12 protein-coding genes are annotated in these 14,528 nt (G+C 72.3%); 7 read left to right on the forward strand and 5 right to left on the reverse strand.

The features are described from left to right. The first annotated feature begins 81 nt into the window (after positions 1–81). Positions 82–1,005 carry a GNAT family N-acetyltransferase gene (locus NMN56_RS39235; protein WP_274046272.1) on the forward strand — a complete coding sequence of 308 codons (924 nt, stop codon included), beginning with the start codon at positions 82–84 and terminating at the stop codon, positions 1,003–1,005. A gap of 149 nt (positions 1,006–1,154) precedes the next feature. Here NMN56_RS39235 and NMN56_RS39240 read toward each other — a convergent pair whose 3' ends face one another. Then, on the reverse strand, positions 1,155–2,351 hold the full coding sequence (locus NMN56_RS39240; protein ID WP_274046271.1) for a MarP family serine protease: 1,197 nt from the start codon (positions 2,349–2,351) through the stop codon (positions 1,155–1,157). A gap of 314 nt (positions 2,352–2,665) precedes the next feature. On the opposite strand from NMN56_RS39240, the gene NMN56_RS39245 reads away from it, so the two are divergent. Continuing rightward, on the forward strand, positions 2,666–3,241 hold the full coding sequence (locus NMN56_RS39245) for a DoxX family protein (protein WP_274046270.1): 576 nt from the start codon (positions 2,666–2,668) through the stop codon (positions 3,239–3,241). Positions 3,242–3,323: 82 nt separating this feature from the next. Here the strand turns inward: NMN56_RS39245 and NMN56_RS39250 are convergent, their stop codons facing one another. Continuing rightward, positions 3,324–4,352 carry a GlxA family transcriptional regulator gene (locus NMN56_RS39250; protein WP_274046269.1) on the reverse strand — a complete coding sequence of 343 codons (1,029 nt, stop codon included), beginning with the start codon at positions 4,350–4,352 and terminating at the stop codon, positions 3,324–3,326. 71 nt (positions 4,353–4,423) lie between these two features. Between NMN56_RS39250 and NMN56_RS39255 the strand changes: the two genes are divergently transcribed. The 3 genes from NMN56_RS39255 (at position 4,424) to NMN56_RS39265 (ending at position 7,772) form a co-directional block, all read left to right on the forward strand. Further along, on the forward strand, positions 4,424–5,800 hold the full coding sequence (locus NMN56_RS39255; RefSeq protein ID WP_274046268.1) for an MFS transporter: 1,377 nt from the start codon (positions 4,424–4,426) through the stop codon (positions 5,798–5,800). A 187-nt stretch (positions 5,801–5,987) separates the two neighbouring features. Further along, the gene (locus tag NMN56_RS39260; protein ID WP_274046267.1) at positions 5,988–6,980 is read left to right on the forward strand and encodes a lytic polysaccharide monooxygenase auxiliary activity family 9 protein; all 993 of its coding nucleotides are present in this window, start codon (positions 5,988–5,990) and stop codon (positions 6,978–6,980) included. A gap of 135 nt (positions 6,981–7,115) precedes the next feature. Continuing rightward, complete coding sequence (locus tag NMN56_RS39265; RefSeq protein ID WP_274046266.1) at positions 7,116–7,772, forward strand: pyridoxamine 5'-phosphate oxidase family protein; 657 nt, start codon at positions 7,116–7,118, stop codon at positions 7,770–7,772. Positions 7,773–7,830: 58 nt separating this feature from the next. Here NMN56_RS39265 and NMN56_RS39270 read toward each other — a convergent pair whose 3' ends face one another. Together NMN56_RS39270 and NMN56_RS39275 are read right to left on the reverse strand one after the other, a co-directional pair. After that, the gene (locus NMN56_RS39270) at positions 7,831–8,796 is read right to left on the reverse strand and encodes an alpha/beta fold hydrolase (RefSeq protein WP_274046265.1); all 966 of its coding nucleotides are present in this window, start codon (positions 8,794–8,796) and stop codon (positions 7,831–7,833) included. Positions 8,797–8,912: 116 nt separating this feature from the next. Beyond that, a complete protein-coding gene (locus NMN56_RS39275) occupies positions 8,913–9,920 on the reverse strand; it encodes a hypothetical protein (RefSeq protein ID WP_274046264.1) in 1,008 nt (335 codons plus the stop codon). 203 nt (positions 9,921–10,123) lie between these two features. Here NMN56_RS39275 and NMN56_RS39280 point away from each other — a divergent pair, with 203 nt between their 5' ends. Then, a complete protein-coding gene (locus NMN56_RS39280; protein WP_274046263.1) occupies positions 10,124–10,435 on the forward strand; it encodes a heavy-metal-associated domain-containing protein in 312 nt (103 codons plus the stop codon). Next, a complete protein-coding gene (locus NMN56_RS39285; RefSeq protein WP_274046262.1) occupies positions 10,435–12,753 on the forward strand; it encodes a heavy metal translocating P-type ATPase in 2,319 nt (772 codons plus the stop codon). Before NMN56_RS39280 ends, NMN56_RS39285 begins: the two co-directional genes overlap by 1 nt. A 231-nt stretch (positions 12,754–12,984) precedes the next feature. Here the strand turns inward: NMN56_RS39285 and NMN56_RS39290 are convergent. Further along, positions 12,985–14,528: ankyrin repeat domain-containing protein (locus NMN56_RS39290; RefSeq protein WP_283742554.1), on the reverse strand; the 1,544-nt coding region annotated here is incomplete at its 5' end.

The following is a 14,528-nucleotide window of genomic DNA, read 5'->3' on the forward strand; positions in this document are numbered from 1 at the left end:
GCTGGGCGCCCCGGGAGGTGAGGACGGGAAGGCCCGAAAAAGGGAGGCGGGGCAGGCCGACTGCCCGTAGCGTCCCGGTGCATGACTTCTCCCGTGCGGGCCTTCCGCTCCGAAGATGCCGAGGCCGTCGCCGCTGTACGCCGTACGACAGTGCCGTATCTGGTGTGCACGGCCGAGGCGCTGCGCTGGCAGGTGGCGTCGGCTCCCGTCAGTCAGCGGCTGCGCTGGCTGGTCGCCGAGGCGGCCGACGGCACGCTCACGGGGTGCGCCGACGTGGGCCTGGTGGCGGGAAGCGGAAAGCCGGGGCAGGGGTTCCTGCACACGGCCGTCCCCCCGAAGGAGACGGGGGCCGGCACGGGGAGCGCGCTGGTGGCCGCGGGCGAGGCGTATCTCGCGGGCGTGGGCGCGACGCACGCGCACACATGGGTGGCTGACGACGCCGGTGCGACGCGTTTCGCCGAGGCACGGGGTTACGTACGCTCGCGCCTCGCCCACTTCCTCGGACTCGACCTCAGGGCCGCGCGGCTGCCCGCGCTGCCCGATCGGCTGCCGGCCGGTCTTGAGCTGCGTACGGCGGCCGACTTCGGCGAGGACCTGCGCCCGCTGTACGAGGCGGACATGGAGTGCGCTGCCGACGAGCCGGCCGACGTTCCGGCCGACCCGGTGCCGTACGAGGAGTGGCTGCGCCTGAACTGGTCGCGCCCCGACTGGGACGCGCGGCTGAGCAGCGTCCTGCTGGCCGGCGGAGAGGTGGCCGCGTACAGCGTCGCGCAGACGGACGGCGTCGACCGCTACTGGTCGGGGATGACGGGAACGCGGCGTGCCTTCAGAGGGCGCGGGCTGGCCCGCCTGGTGAAACTGGCTTCGCTTCTGCGGGCCCGCGCGGCGGGGTACAAGCACGCCTTCACGGGCAACGACGCGACGAACGCCCCGATGCTGGCGGTCAATCAGCGCCTCGGCTACACGGAGGCGGGCTCCGAGTGGCGCTACGTCAAGGCACTGTGACCCACCCGCGTCCCCCGCACCTGCCACCCGAGCGCCCGGCTCACACAAGAGCCCGGCTCACACAAGCGAGCTTTCGGCTCACACGAACGATCAGCCACATGAGCGCCCAGCCGCACGAAGCGCCGCCGCGAGGAGTCGGGGCGCGCGCCTCACAGCGCCGATTTGTCCCCCGTGTCAACGGGTTGCGTTGCCTGGGCCGCCTTGCGGGCGTGGGCGCGCACCTCGTCGGCCGTGAGCGCGTAGCCCGTGCCGGCGTCGCTGGTGGAGCGGGCGAAGATGAGCCCGTAGACGCGTCCTTCGGGCGTCAGCAGCGGCCCGCCGGAGTTGCCGGGGCGTACCTGTGACCGTATGGCGTAGATGTCACGCGTGGTGAGGGAGCTGCCGTAGATGTCCTGGCCGCGTGCCGTGGTCCGTTCCGCGACGGCTGCGGCGCGCAGGTCGAGACCGCCGTTCTCCGGATATCCCGCGACGACGCCGGAGTCCCCGCGCGCCGCGTCGCCCGCGAAGGAGAGCGCGGGGGCAGGCAGTCCCGGCACGTTGAGGACGGCGACGTCCTTGTCCGGGTCGAAGAGGACGACCTTCGCCTCGTACGGGCGTCCCGTGCCGCCGATACGCACGGTCGGGTCGTCCACGCCGGCGACGACGTGCGCGTTGGTCATGACGTGGCCGCGCGAGTAGACGAACCCGCTGCCCTCCTGGCCCTGCTGGCCGCCACCGACATTGGCGATGCCCTCGATCTTGACGGTGCTGCGCTGTGCCGCCTTGGTCGCCGTTGCGGTGACGGCGTCGCCCGAGGGCTCGGGTACGGAGCCGCCGGGCTCGTGTTCGAACGGGTTGAAGACCTGCGGGAACCCGGCCGTGGTGAGCGCGCCGGTGGCGCGGTTGAACCAGGTGGAAGCCCGCTCGGGCATCCGGTCATGGACGGTGTCGAGCACGGCTGAGCCGCGTATGGCCTGGTTGAGCGCGGGCGAGGGCGAGGCGGCGAGCGCGCTGCCCACCATCCAGCCGACGACGAGCACGGCGACGACGTTCACCAGGGCTCCGCCGACTCCGTCCACCCAGCGCACGGGCGTCCAACTGAGCGCGCGGCGCAGCCGCCAGGCGAGCTGGGAGGCGAGGGCGTGCCCGATGAGCGCGGGCACCAGCACGGTCACCAGCGCGAGGACGGTCGCTGACGTGGTGCCCTTGTCGACGAGGTCGAGCACGAAGGGCAGCAGCCAGACACCGACGACGGCGCCGCCGATGAACCCGGCGAGGGAGACGAGCCCCGCGACCAGTCCGCGCCGGAATCCGGATCCGGCGTAGGCGAGTGCCGCGAGGATCAGGAGCAGATCCAGCAGGTTCACGGCGTGTGCCCCCTTCCCTCCCGTGCTGTACGTGCCTGGTGTCCCGCGCGTGCCGTCCGTTCCGCCGGGCCGCGCCAGGGGCCGGCCGGCGCCGGACAGAGGGCGCTTGAGGGAGAAAACGCACAGTGACCTTCTCCCGGTTCCTTCTGTGACAGACCGCACGCGGACCGTTGTGCAGGTCCAGACCAATCGCTACGGTCGGAGATGGCTGGAGCGTGCACTCCGTCCATTCACCCCCCCAAGGCGGATCGCCGCCTCGCAGATCCCTCGCCGTACGCGTACGCGGTCCGCACCGACGTAGGGAGTTCGACGCCATGCACACCCCCCACCTCACGCTGGACAGTTCCTCCCCCGTTCCCACGGCTTCATCCCTCTCCCCCGACGGCTCCGGACCCCGCGCATCGCAGCGGGGCCATGACGCCGGACTGCTCACGCTCCGGCTGGTGCTCGGTCTCGCCATGGCAGCGCACGGCTCCCAGAAGCTGTTCGGCTGGTTCGGCGGCAACGGCCTCGACGGAACGGCGCGGTTCTTCACCTCGGTCGGATACCCCTCGGGCCGCACCATGGCCCTCGTCGCCGGGCTGACCGAGACGCTGGGCGGGCTCGGCCTCGCGATCGGCCTGCTCACCCCGCTCTCGGGCGCGGCCGTGCTCGGCACGATGATCAACGCGTTCGCCGTCACCTGGGACGACGGCTTCTTCGCACCCGAGGGCATCGAGTACTCGGTGGTACTCGCCGCCGGCGCCGCCTGCCTCACCCTCACGGGCCCCGGCCGCTACGCGGTGGACCGGCTTCTGCCGGGCCTGCGCACACACCGTTTCGCCCACGGCGCCGCCGCCCTGCTCCTGGCCTGCGTCACGGCAGCCGCCGTGCTCCTGATGCGCGACTGACGGCCCGCCGCCGCCCGGGCGTGCACACTGCGGGCTGTCACGCGGCGGCCGGACACGCTACGGGCGGCCACACAGCGGCGCGTCACGCTCCGCGCTGCCGGAACGTGCGGCGGTAGGCGGCCGGTGTCGTGCCGAGCCCTCTGCGGAAGTGCTGGCGCAGCCCGTCTCCCGTACCGAGACCGCTGCGCGCGGCGACCGAGTCGACCGGCAGATCGGTGGTCTCCAGCAGCTCCCTCGCACGGGCGAGGCGCTGCTGGTTGAGCCATCGCAGGGGCGTGGTTCCCACCTCCCGCAGGAAGTACCGGCCGAACGTGCGCGTGCTCATGCCCGCGCGGGACGCCAACTCGCCCACGCCGAGCGGCTCGTGGAGCCGCGCGAGCGCCCAGTCCAGCACGGGCGCCAGGCCCTCGGGCGAGCGGGTGTGCCGCGCGGGCGGCGCCGGTACGTACTGCGCCTGGTCGCCTTCGCGGTGCGGGGCCACGACCATGCGGCGGCCCACCTCGGCCGCAGCCGCCGTGCCGTGGTCGGTGCGGACGATGTGCAAACACAGGTCGATGGCGGCTGCGGTCCCCGCGCTGGTGAGCACGTCGCCGTCGTCGACGTACAGCGACTGCTCGTCCACACGCACACGCGGGTGGCGGCGCCGCAGTTCCTCCGCGTACATCCAGTGCGTGGCGACCGTACGCCCGTCGAGCAGCCCGGCGGCTGCGAGCACAAAGGCACCCGAGCAGAGAGAGGCGATCCGGGTACCGCGCGCGTGCGCCGCGCGCAGGGCTGCCAGGACCTCGACGGTCGGCTCGTAGGCGCCCATGACGCAGGCGGGCACGATCACGAGGTCGGCCTCCTCCAGCGCGTCGAGCCCGCGCTCGGCCTGGAGCCGCAGCCCGCCGGCGGCCCGCTGTACGCGGCGGCTGTCGGCGCACAGCGTGAGCGCGTATCCCGGCGGACCGAAGACCATGCCGGGTACGCCCAGCTCGAAGAGCGAGGTCTCCTCCAGGACGACGACCGCGACGCGGACCGGCTGCGCACCACTCGTGCCGCTCGTCCCGCTCTCGCCCTCCCTGGCGCTCGGGGCGCCCCTGGCGCTCTCACCGTGTTCCTTGGTGTTCATTGGCGTAAATCTACGGGTCCCTGTCATTTACGCCAATGGTGTGCGCGTCGGCGCACTCCGAGGGTGGAGGCATGCAGCTCACACCTCTCCCCTCGCACTGGCGGCTGGGGCTCGCCGGCATGGCGGCCATCGGCGTCACCTTCGGCTTCGCACGGTATGGATACGGCCTCTTCCTCCCGGAGTTCCGCAGGGAGTTCGGGCTGCCCGTCTCTCTCGTCGGCCTCATCGGCAGCGCCTCGTACGCCGGTTACCTGGTGGCGCTGCTGCTGGTCGGCGGCCTCGTCGCGCGCTTCGGGCCCCGGCCGCTGGTGGTCGCGGGCGGGCTGTCGGCGACGGTCGGCACGGCTCTGGTGGCGCTCGCGCCCGGACCAGGAACGCTCACGGCGGGTCTCGTCCTCGCGGGCAGCAGCTCGGGGTGGGCATGGGCCCCGTACTCCGACGCGGTCGACAGGACCGTGCCACGCCCGCTCCGGGCACGGGTGACGGGAGCCATCGCGACGGGCACGGCCTTCGGCGTCGTCCTCGCGGGCCCGCTGGCACTGGTCACCCGGGACACGAGCTGGCGGTACGCCTGGCTCGTGTTCGCCGCGCTGTCCCTGGTCACCACGGTGTACAACGCACGCGTCCTGCCCTCGGGACCGCACACGCCAGGGCCGGGCACGCGCGGGGCGGGGACGCACGGGGCGGGCACATCGCCGTCCGTCGGGGTCGGTACCGGGTCCGGTGCCCGGGCCCGGCTCCGGCACCACCTACGCCGGTTCGCCCGCAGGGCTGCCGTTCCGCTCTTTCTGACGGCACTGCTGTACGGCCTGGTCGGCGCGGTCTACTGGGCGTTCGCCGTGGAGGCCGTGGTCGGCGCTGCGGGTGAACGCAGCGTGCTCGTCCCGGTGTTCTGGACCCTGATGGGCCTCGCGGGGACGGCGGGCGTGCTGACGGGGCACGCCATCGGGCGGCACGGGCTGCGCCGCGTGCACACGGGACTGTTCACGGGGATCGCCGCCGCCGTGGCCATGTTGGGGCTCGCGCCGGGGTCGCTGCCCGCCGTACTGGGCTCGGCCGTGCTCTACGGCCCCTGCTTCATGGCGGGTTCGGGGCTGCTCGCCGTGTGGAGCCACGAGGTCTTCCCCGAGCAGCCCTCGACCGGTTTCAGCGGCACCGTCTTCTTCCTCGGCCTCGGCACTCTCGCGGGCCCGGCCCTGGTGGGCGCGCTCGCCGGAACGTACGGGCTGCGCACGGCACTTGTGCTGACGGCCGCGCTCGGCGCGACGGCCCCACTGGTCCGCCCGCACCGCGCCATGGCCCACCGGCCGGAGCGCGGCGGCGAACCGGACCACGACGGTGAACGGGACCACGACGGTGGACGGGACCACGACGGTGAACGGGAGCGCCAGGGCATACGGGAAGGGGAGCGGGGGGAAGCGGAGGCCGCATCCTGTTGCCGCGCTTAGTCCGATCTTAAAGCGACCATAAGGATCGTCCGGATCGCCTCTGGGCAGCGGAAACGGCCTGCGGACACGGCTAGCGTGCGGATCACCGGGGCGGGTTCGCCTTCGGGTGCCGACTGGGGAGGTCGCATCCGGGAGCCCGCCCCGCGCCCCCACGCTCAACTGTCCCCGCAATAAGGAGACCCCCACGATGACCGTTCGCCGCAAGGCCGCAGGAATCGCCGCGCTGGGCTTCGCTCCGCTCGTGCTCACCACGGTGACCGCCAGCCCCGCCGCTGCGCACGGCTCGATGTCGGACCCGGTGAGCCGGGTGTCGACGTGCTTCGCCGAGGGCCCCGAGAGCCCGCAGTCGGCAGCGTGCAAGGCGGCGGTGAAGGCCAGCGGGACGCAGGCGTTCTACGACTGGAACGAGGTCAACATTCCTGACGCCGCCGGGAAGCACAAGCAGATCATCCCGGACGGCAAGCTGTGCAGCGCGGGCCGCGACAAGTACAAGGGCCTGGACCTGCCGCGCAAGGACTGGCCTGCCAGCAAGATGAAGGCCGGCAAGCACACCTTCGACTACAAGGCGACGGCCCCGCACAAGGGTTCGTTCGCGCTGTACATCACCAAGGCGGGCTATGACCCGTCCAAGCCGCTCAAGTGGTCCGACCTGGAGTCCAAGCCGTTCGCCAAGGTCACCAACCCGACGCTGAAGAGCGGTAGTTACGTCTTCGACGGCACCGTGCCGAAGCGCTCGGGCCGCCACCTGATCTACAGCGTCTGGCAGCGCTCCGACAGCCCGGAGGCGTTCTACACCTGCTCGGACGTCACCTTCGGCGGCTCTTCCTCGGCCGGCGCGACGACCGAGGGCGGCAACTCCGCGCCCGCGGCACCCGCGGCACCGGACGACGCGCAGATCGACAAGGGCATGGAGAAGTCGACCGTGGACCACCAGGGCCACGGCGGCGACCACGGCACGCACGGCGAGGCCGGCACCAAGGCCGCGAACGAATCCGGGGCCAAGGACGCCGCGGGCAACGCACCGCAGCCCAACGGCGGCGCCGAGAAGACGGAACTCGCCGAGACCGGTGGCGAGGACAACACCGCTCCCCTGGCCATCGGCGGCGCAGCCGTGGTCGCCGCCGGCGCCGGTGTGCTGATCGCCACCGCCCGCCGCCGCGCGGCCAGGTCACGCGGCTGACCCCACGGGCACCCCGAACCCGCCGCCGCCTCCCCTCTTTTCCCTTCACCTCAGGGGGAGGCGGCGGCGCCGTCGTAGGCTCTCGAACAGACGACGGGACCGGGACCAGAGGTCCGGGAGACGAGTGGAGCGCGCATGACGCAGGGAGCACAGGCAGCGGCGGAGGACGGACTTGTCGAGGTCACCTCGGAGGAGGAGCTGCGCGCCCTCATGGGCGAGCCCAACGCCCACGCGCGCAACAAGTCCCGTACCTCGCTGCACCCGCTGGATCGCGAGTGGCTCGCGCACTCCCCGTTCTGCCTGGTGGCGACCTCGGCCGCCGACGGCTCGTGCGACGTGTCCCCGAAGGGCGATCCGCCCGGCTTCGCCAAGGTGCTGGACGACCGTACGCTCGCGCTGCCCGAACGGCCGGGAAACAAGCGGATGGACGGGCTCCGGAACGTCCTGTCCAACCCGCACGTCGGGCTCATCTTCTTCCTGCCGGGCCGCGACGAGACCCTCCGGATCAACGGCAGGGCACGGATCGTCAGGGAAGCACCGTTCCTCGACGACATGACCGTACGGCGCAACCGTCCGCGCCTGGCGCTGGTGGTCGGGATCGAGGAGATCTTCCACCACTGCTCGAAGGCGTTCCTGCGCTCCCGTGTCTGGGAGCCGGAGACCTGGCAGCCGGACGCGCTGCCCTCCCGCGCCCGGCTGGCCAAGGCCCTCGACCGCCCCGATGACTCGCTGGAGTTTCTTGAGGAGTACTACGGGGCGCGGTACGCCGAGAAGATCTACTCCGAGGGCTGAGCGCACCGGGCGGGCGCACTCAGCCCTTCTCGCCGCTCCCGCCTCACGAAAGGCCGCGTCACGAAAGGCACGTCGTGGGATTGGCGTGCGCGGGGTCGAGCGCGTTCGCCGTCTCCTGGAAGGCCATGCGGTCCAGCAGGCCGATGGCCAGATGCTCGGAGATGTTGAGCGGGCACAGGTCCTGGAGCAGCACGTTCTTGACGTCGGGGCCCTTGAGGAACTGCGTCTTGTACGGCGTGACGACCTCGTCGTACTTCGTGGCGATGACGGTGTACTTCACGCCGGGCACGGTGTCGCCGCCCTCGTTGAGCTTCTTCAGGAAGTCCGAACCCTCCTTCTGCTGGAGCAGCGAGGGCCCGATCTCGTCGACGACGTCGCCGATGGGCGGGAACTGGTCGGCGAGCTTCGCCAGCCCGCTGAGCGTCGTGCCGTGGTTGCTGGGCGCGATGCCGACCAGCGCGTTCACCTTGTCGGCTCCGCCGTGGAACTTGAGGTACTGGCGGGGCATCATGCCGCCCTGCGAGTGGCCGACGAGATCGACCTCGCTCTTGCCGGTGGCGGCCAGCACCTCGTCCACGTAGGTGTCGAGCTGCTTGGCGGAGTCCTCGATGCGGCCCAGTCCGTGGAAGAACGGCTTGCCCGGCAGCTGCCCGTAGTCGAGCGAGAAGACGCAGTAGCCACGCCTGACCAGATACGGCGCGAGGCCGAGCCAGTTGTCGACGGAGTTGCCGAAGGTGCCGTGCACCAGAACGACGGGGCGGGGGTGCGCAGCCGAGGGCTTGCAGGAGTAGTCGTTCCAGCCGCTGCCTGCTGCGTTGGCAGCGGCTGTCACTTCCGCCGGCGCGCTCGCGGGGGCCTTCGCGGGGGCTTTCGCGGGCGCGGTCCCGGACGGGTTCGCGGGCGCCTTCGCCGGCGCGTCCGCGCTCGCTGTCGCAGCCGCCGGGACGGCGGTCACCGCGACCGCCATCGCCATCGCTGCGGCCGGTCTGCCGAGGCGCTTGGCTGATGAGGCTGACAGCTTCATGATCCGGCTCCTCACGGCTCTGGGGGAAGGGGGTGGAGCGGAGGGTGGGGACGAGTGAGCAGCCGTCAACTTACGCGCCAGTAAGGAAGTTCGCCAGGCCCTTCACTGAACAAAATTCAGTGGGTGTGCTCGCCAGATTGCTCACCCTTCTGACTTCCCTTTCCGTGCCCGTCCCCCTTCTCCCCCTTCTCCTCCCCGGCCAGCGCCGCCCCGTCGCCACCGGTCCGTACGGTGAAGGCCGCCGTCCGGACCTTGCCCTCGTGCTTGAAGTCGAGGAAGAGCCGGTACGAGCCCGCACTCGGCGCCGTCGCGCTGAAGGAGATCCCGGGCCCCGCCTTCGTCTTCCCGTCACCGGGCTCCCCGTTCGGGTGGACATGGAGATACGCGAGATCGCCCGAGCGCAGCGCCACCAGGTGACCGTAGGCGGCGAGGTAGGGCTGAAGGTCGGTGACCGGCTTGCCGTCCTTGGAGACCTTCAGCTTCAGCTCGCCGGCCTTGCCGGGCCTCAGCGTGCCGTCGAGCCGCACGTCGTACCCGTCCACGGTCGCCTTGGCCGACGGTCCGGGCAGCGGCTGCGGGCCGTACTCGCCGCCCACGGCCAGGTCCGCACCGAGCGTGAGGCCCTCGGCACCCTTGGCGCGGGGCGTGAAGTCGGCGAAGACGCGGTAGTCGCCGGCGCGCGGCAGCTCGGCCTCGGTGCTCCAGGTCCCGTCGGCCGCGCGCTCGGGGTGCAGATGCCGGAAGGTCGAGAGGTCGCGGGAGGCGACGATGAGGTGCATCTCCTTGTCGTGTTCCGTCTTGTACGCGGTGACGGCCTTGCCGCGGCTGTCCCGTACGACGAAGCGCAGCTCCTCGCTCCTGCCCTCCTCCACGCGCGGGGTCTTCAGGTCCAGCGCGTAGCCGCCCTCCGTGGTCGCGAGCCCGCCGGGCTGCGACGCGGCGGCACCCCCGGAGCCGCCATCCGAGCCCTTGCCGCCGTCGGACCCCGCGTGTGCCCCGTGCCCGCCCTTGCCCGACTCGGGTTCGGCGTCGAGCGGGCCGACACCCGTGCCCACGCCGAAGGCCACGCCGAACGTGGCCGCGAGCGCGGCGCCGAAGGTGGCGATCTTGGTCGCTGTATTCATGGTGACTCCCTGCGGATCTTCCCTGCGGACGCCGCCCGAGCGGGCGGCCACACGGCACACCATACCCCCAGGGGGTAATAATTCAAGCGCGGGAACGCCTTGCTTCGGATAGGGGGTGGGGGTATACATGTCCTCAGCGCTACCAATACCCCCTCTGGGTATGACAGAGTAGTGCACGCGACACCCTTATCCAGGAGGAATCCATGTCGGACACCACCGCCACCACGTCCTGCCGCACCACCGGAGGAGGCCGCCACTCCCCGGCGGCTCCCGGTGCCGCCGCCACGGCGCCGGTGACCACCGTCTTCCAGGTGTCCGGGATGACCTGCGGACACTGCGAAGCGTCCGTCGCCAGGGAGATCGGCGCGCTGGAAGGCGTCGGCGCCGTGCGCGTCGAGCTGCCGACGGGCCGCGTCTCCGTCACCACCGAGGGCGAACCCGACGAGGCGCGTATCGCCGCCGCCGTCGGAACCGCCGGATACGAGCTGGCCGGCCGGGCCTCCGAGGAGAAGTGATGAGCACCACCACCCCTGAGAGCGCGAAGAGCGCCGAGGACACGGGCACGGCCCAGGTCGAGCTGGCGATCGGCGGCATGACCTGCGCCTCCTGCGCCGCCCGTATCGAGAAGAAGCTCAACCGCATGGACGGCGTCGAGGCGACCGTCAACTACGCGACGGAGAAGGCGAAGGTCAGCTTCACCGACGGCATCGCGGTCGACGAGCTGATCGCGACCGTCGAGGCGACCGGATACACGGCTGCCCCGCCGGCGCCCGCGCGTACGGAGGGCCAGGGCGGCGGAGGCGAGGGAGCCGGCGGAGCCGACGGCGACGCCGCGGCCGACGAGGAGCTGCGCCCGCTGCGGCAGCGCCTGATCGGCTCCGCGCTGCTGGCCGTCCCCGTGATCGCCATGGCGATGGCGCCTGCCCTCCAGTTCGAGTACTGGCAGTGGCTCTCGCTCACCCTCGCGGCGCCCGTCGTCGTCTGGGGCGCCTGGCCGTTCCACCGCGCCGCGTGGGTCAACGCGCGGCACGGCGCCGCCACCATGGACACCCTGATCTCGGTCGGCACCTCGGCCGCGCTGCTGTGGTCGCTGTGGGCGCTGTTCTTCGGCACGGCGGGCGAGCCGGGCATGACGCACCCCTTCGAGCTGTCCATCGCGCGCACCGACGGCGCGGGGAACATCTATCTGGAGGCGGCGGCCGGTGTCACCGCCTTCATCCTCGCGGGGCGCTACTTCGAGGCCCGTTCCAAGAGGAAGGCGGGCGCCGCGCTCAGGGCGCTGATGGAGCTGGGCGCCAAGGAGGTGACCGTCCTGCGGGACGGCCGCGAGGTGCTCATCCGCACCGAGGAGCTGGCCGTCGGTGACCACTTCGTCGTCCGCCCCGGCGAGAAGATCGCCACGGACGGCACGGTGCGCGAGGGCAGTTCGGCCGTGGACGCCTCGATGCTCACGGGCGAATCCGTCCCCGTCGAGGTCACCCCCGGCGATTCCGTCACCGGAGCCACGCTGAACGCGGGCGGACGCCTCGTGGTCGAGGCCACCCGTGTCGGCTCGGACACCCAACTGGCCCGGATGGCCAAGCTGGTCGAGGACGCGCAGAACGGCAAGGCCGCGGCCCAGCGGCTCGCCGACCGTATCTCCGCCGTCTTCGTTCCCGTGGTGATCGCGCTCGCGCTCGGCACCCTCGGCTTCTGGCTCGGCAGCGGCGCGGGACTGACGGCGGCCTTCACCGCTGCCGTCGCCGTCCTGATCATCGCCTGCCCCTGCGCACTGGGCCTCGCGACCCCGACCGCGCTGATGGTCGGTACGGGACGCGGCGCGCAGCTCGGCATCCTGATCAAGGGCCCCGAGGTGCTGGAGAACACCCGCAGGGCCGACACCATCGTCCTGGACAAGACCGGCACCGTGACGACCGGCGAGATGACGCTGCTCGGCACGCATGTGGCGGCAGGCGCGGACGGGGTCACCGAGCAGGAGGTCCTGCGGCTGGCCGGCGCGCTGGAGAACGCCTCCGAGCACCCGATCGCGCAGGCCGTCGCCCGGGGCGCGGCGCAGCAGTACGGACCGCTGCCCGTACCCGAGGACTTCGCCAACGTGCCGGGACTCGGCGTCCAGGGCGTCGTCGAGGGACACGCGGTACTGGTGGGGCGCGAAAAGCTGCTCCGTAACTGGGCGATGGAGCTTCCCGCCGAACTGGCCGAGGCCAAGGCGGCGGCCGAGAAGGCGGGGCGCACCGCCATCACGGTCGCCTGGGACGGCGAGGCACGCGCGGTCCTGGAGGTCGCCGACGCGGTCAAGCCGACCAGCGCCGAGGCCATCCGCCGGCTGCGCGGCCTGGGTCTGACACCGGTGCTGCTGACCGGTGACAACCGCGCCGTCGCCGAGACGGTGGCCGCCGAGGTCGGCATCGAGGCCAAGGACGTGATCGCGGAGGTCATGCCCGAGGACAAGGTGAACGTCGTCAAGGGGCTCCAGGACGAGGGCCGTTCGGTCGCCATGGTCGGCGACGGCGTCAACGACGCGGCGGCGCTCGCGCAGGCCGACCTCGGCCTCGCGATGGGCACCGGCACGGACGCGGCCATCGAGGCGGGCGATCTGACGCTCGTACGGGGCGACCTGCGCGCCGCGGCGGACGCCATCCGCCTCTCGCGCAAGACGCTGGGCACGATCAAGTCCAACCTGTTCTGGGCCTTCGCCTACAACGTCGCCGCCCTGCCGCTCGCGGCCTCCGGGCTGCTCAACCCGATGATCGCGGGCGCGGCGATGGCCTTCTCCTCCGTCTTCGTCGTCGGCAACAGTCTCCGGCTGCGCCGGTTCAGCGCCGCGGCGTGACGGTCGGGACGAGGCCGGCGTGACGGCCGGAGAGACGGCCGGAGAGACGGCCGGAGTGAGGCTGGGATGACGCCGGAGTGCCAGCCGAAGTGACCGGCCGCGACGACGCCGGCGTGACGCAGCGGCCGGGCGCCGCCGCCGTGGACACGGGTCCACGGCGGCGGCGCTCCCGCGTGTGCCCCGTGTTCGTGGCCGGGCCCGTGGCCGTGCCCTGCCCGTGCCCGTGCCCGCTCAGGGCGAGTACGGCACCCGTACCCAGCGCCGGGGCGGCCCCAACAGGGGTGCTGGGTCGGTCAGTTGGAGGCCCGCCGTCGCACACGCGTACGCGAGGGAGGCCGCATCGTACGGGGCGTCGTCGCCTCGCTGCCAGAAGCGGTAGAGGAAGAACTCCGGCGGGTCCTCCTCGAAGGGCTCCAGGCCGATCTCCTCGTGCCGCACCGTCCGGCCGTCCCGCGCGAGGTTGCCGAACGTGCCGCCCTTGGGGTTGAAGTAGACGCCGTAGGCGGTGCCGCCGTCCTGTGAGACCTTCCGCAGGAACCGCTCGTCACCGGGCATGTGGCCCATCGGCTGGATGACGACGCAGCCGCCCTCGACGCCGGTCACCCCGACCCAGGACTGGCTCTCGTCGAAGTCACCGGGGTCGAAGCCGCCGGGGCCCGTGCCGAACGGGCCCGGCTCCCTGTCCAGATCGAGCACGGGGCACTCGGCGGGGGTGGAGCCGAGCGCGCGTATCAGCTCCTCCTCGCCGAGGCCGGCGACAAAGGCGACACCCGTGCCCTCAATGTGCTCGACCGCACCGAACACCTCGATGAGCCGGTCGGCCGCTGCCTGCTCCTCCCACTCCTCCCCGGTGAGCTGCACGGCTCCCGGCAGCCGCTCGAAGAGCGGAGCGAGGGAGGGGAGGGTGAGCGCCAGGCGGCCCGGCGACCACTCGCCGACACAGGGGCGCCAGGCGTCGGCGCCCACCGACAGCAGCGCCTCGCACCCCTCGGCGTCGCCCTCGCAGACGGCTGCCCACAGCGCGGTTCCGCCCTCGTCGTCCGGCGCGTCGACGGAGGCCCCGCGCCGCACCAGTTCGGCCAGCACCTCGGCTGACGCCCCGGCCTCGGCCGCCTCGTGCAGCGGCGTCCTGCCGTCCCACTCCGCCTCGCCCGGCCGACGAGGGTCGGCGCCCGCGTCCAGCCGCGCCCTGACGAGCGCGAGGTCGCTCCAGCCGCCCAGCGGCATGTCCTCCCAGTCGGGACGCGGATCGTAGCGGTGCGGGTCGGGCTCGAATGCGAGGCCGGGCTTCGCGGGTCCCGCCCGGCGCGCGAACGGGCCCACCATCCGCTCGTCCACCGACCCGTCCGCCGATCCGTCCGCCGACTCGTCCCTCCACTCGTCCACCCGTTCCTCGGCCCCGGAGGCCAGGACGCCGTCGGAGAAGACCGCGAGACCGACGCCGAGGACCTCGCTCGCCCCCTCTCCCTCGTCCTTCCCCTCTCCCTCCCCCTCGTCCTCCGGAGGCAGAGGTGACGATGCCGGCGTCAACTCCGGCCATATCTCCAGCACTTGGGAAGCGGCGGCCCGGATCACCGCCGCGTCGAGCGGGGTGGAGGTCTCGGGCACCCCCTGTTCGGGCCATTCGATGACGAGGGTCAGCGGGCCCTCGGGAGGCAGCCCGGTCAGCAGCAGGTCCACGGCGGTTCTGAACCCGCCGCCGAACCCGCCGTGGCTGACCAGCCGGTATCGCCTTCCCTTGCCCGTTGGACGGGGCCACGGTGTGCCGTCCAACG

This window comes from Streptomyces iconiensis (genome assembly GCF_028657195.3).
Classification (GTDB): domain Bacteria; phylum Actinomycetota; class Actinomycetes; order Streptomycetales; family Streptomycetaceae; genus Streptomyces; species Streptomyces iconiensis.

Coding starts and splice junctions, on each gene's coding strand:
- NMN56_RS39285 (WP_274046262.1), top strand. CDS start 10,435: ATGAGCACCACCACCCCTGAGAGCGCGAAGAGCGCCGAGGACACGGGC.
- NMN56_RS39235 (WP_274046272.1), top strand. CDS start 82: ATGACTTCTCCCGTGCGGGCCTTCCGCTCCGAAGATGCCGAGGCCGTC.
- NMN56_RS39260 (WP_274046267.1), top strand. CDS start 5,988: ATGACCGTTCGCCGCAAGGCCGCAGGAATCGCCGCGCTGGGCTTCGCT.
- NMN56_RS39280 (WP_274046263.1), top strand. CDS start 10,124: ATGTCGGACACCACCGCCACCACGTCCTGCCGCACCACCGGAGGAGGC.
- NMN56_RS39275 (WP_274046264.1), bottom strand. CDS start 9,920: ATGAATACAGCGACCAAGATCGCCACCTTCGGCGCCGCGCTCGCGGCC.
- NMN56_RS39265 (WP_274046266.1), top strand. CDS start 7,116: ATGACGCAGGGAGCACAGGCAGCGGCGGAGGACGGACTTGTCGAGGTC.
- NMN56_RS39255 (WP_274046268.1), top strand. CDS start 4,424: ATGCAGCTCACACCTCTCCCCTCGCACTGGCGGCTGGGGCTCGCCGGC.
- NMN56_RS39270 (WP_274046265.1), bottom strand. CDS start 8,796: ATGAAGCTGTCAGCCTCATCAGCCAAGCGCCTCGGCAGACCGGCCGCA.
- NMN56_RS39250 (WP_274046269.1), bottom strand. CDS start 4,352: ATGAACACCAAGGAACACGGTGAGAGCGCCAGGGGCGCCCCGAGCGCC.
- NMN56_RS39245 (WP_274046270.1), top strand. CDS start 2,666: ATGCACACCCCCCACCTCACGCTGGACAGTTCCTCCCCCGTTCCCACG.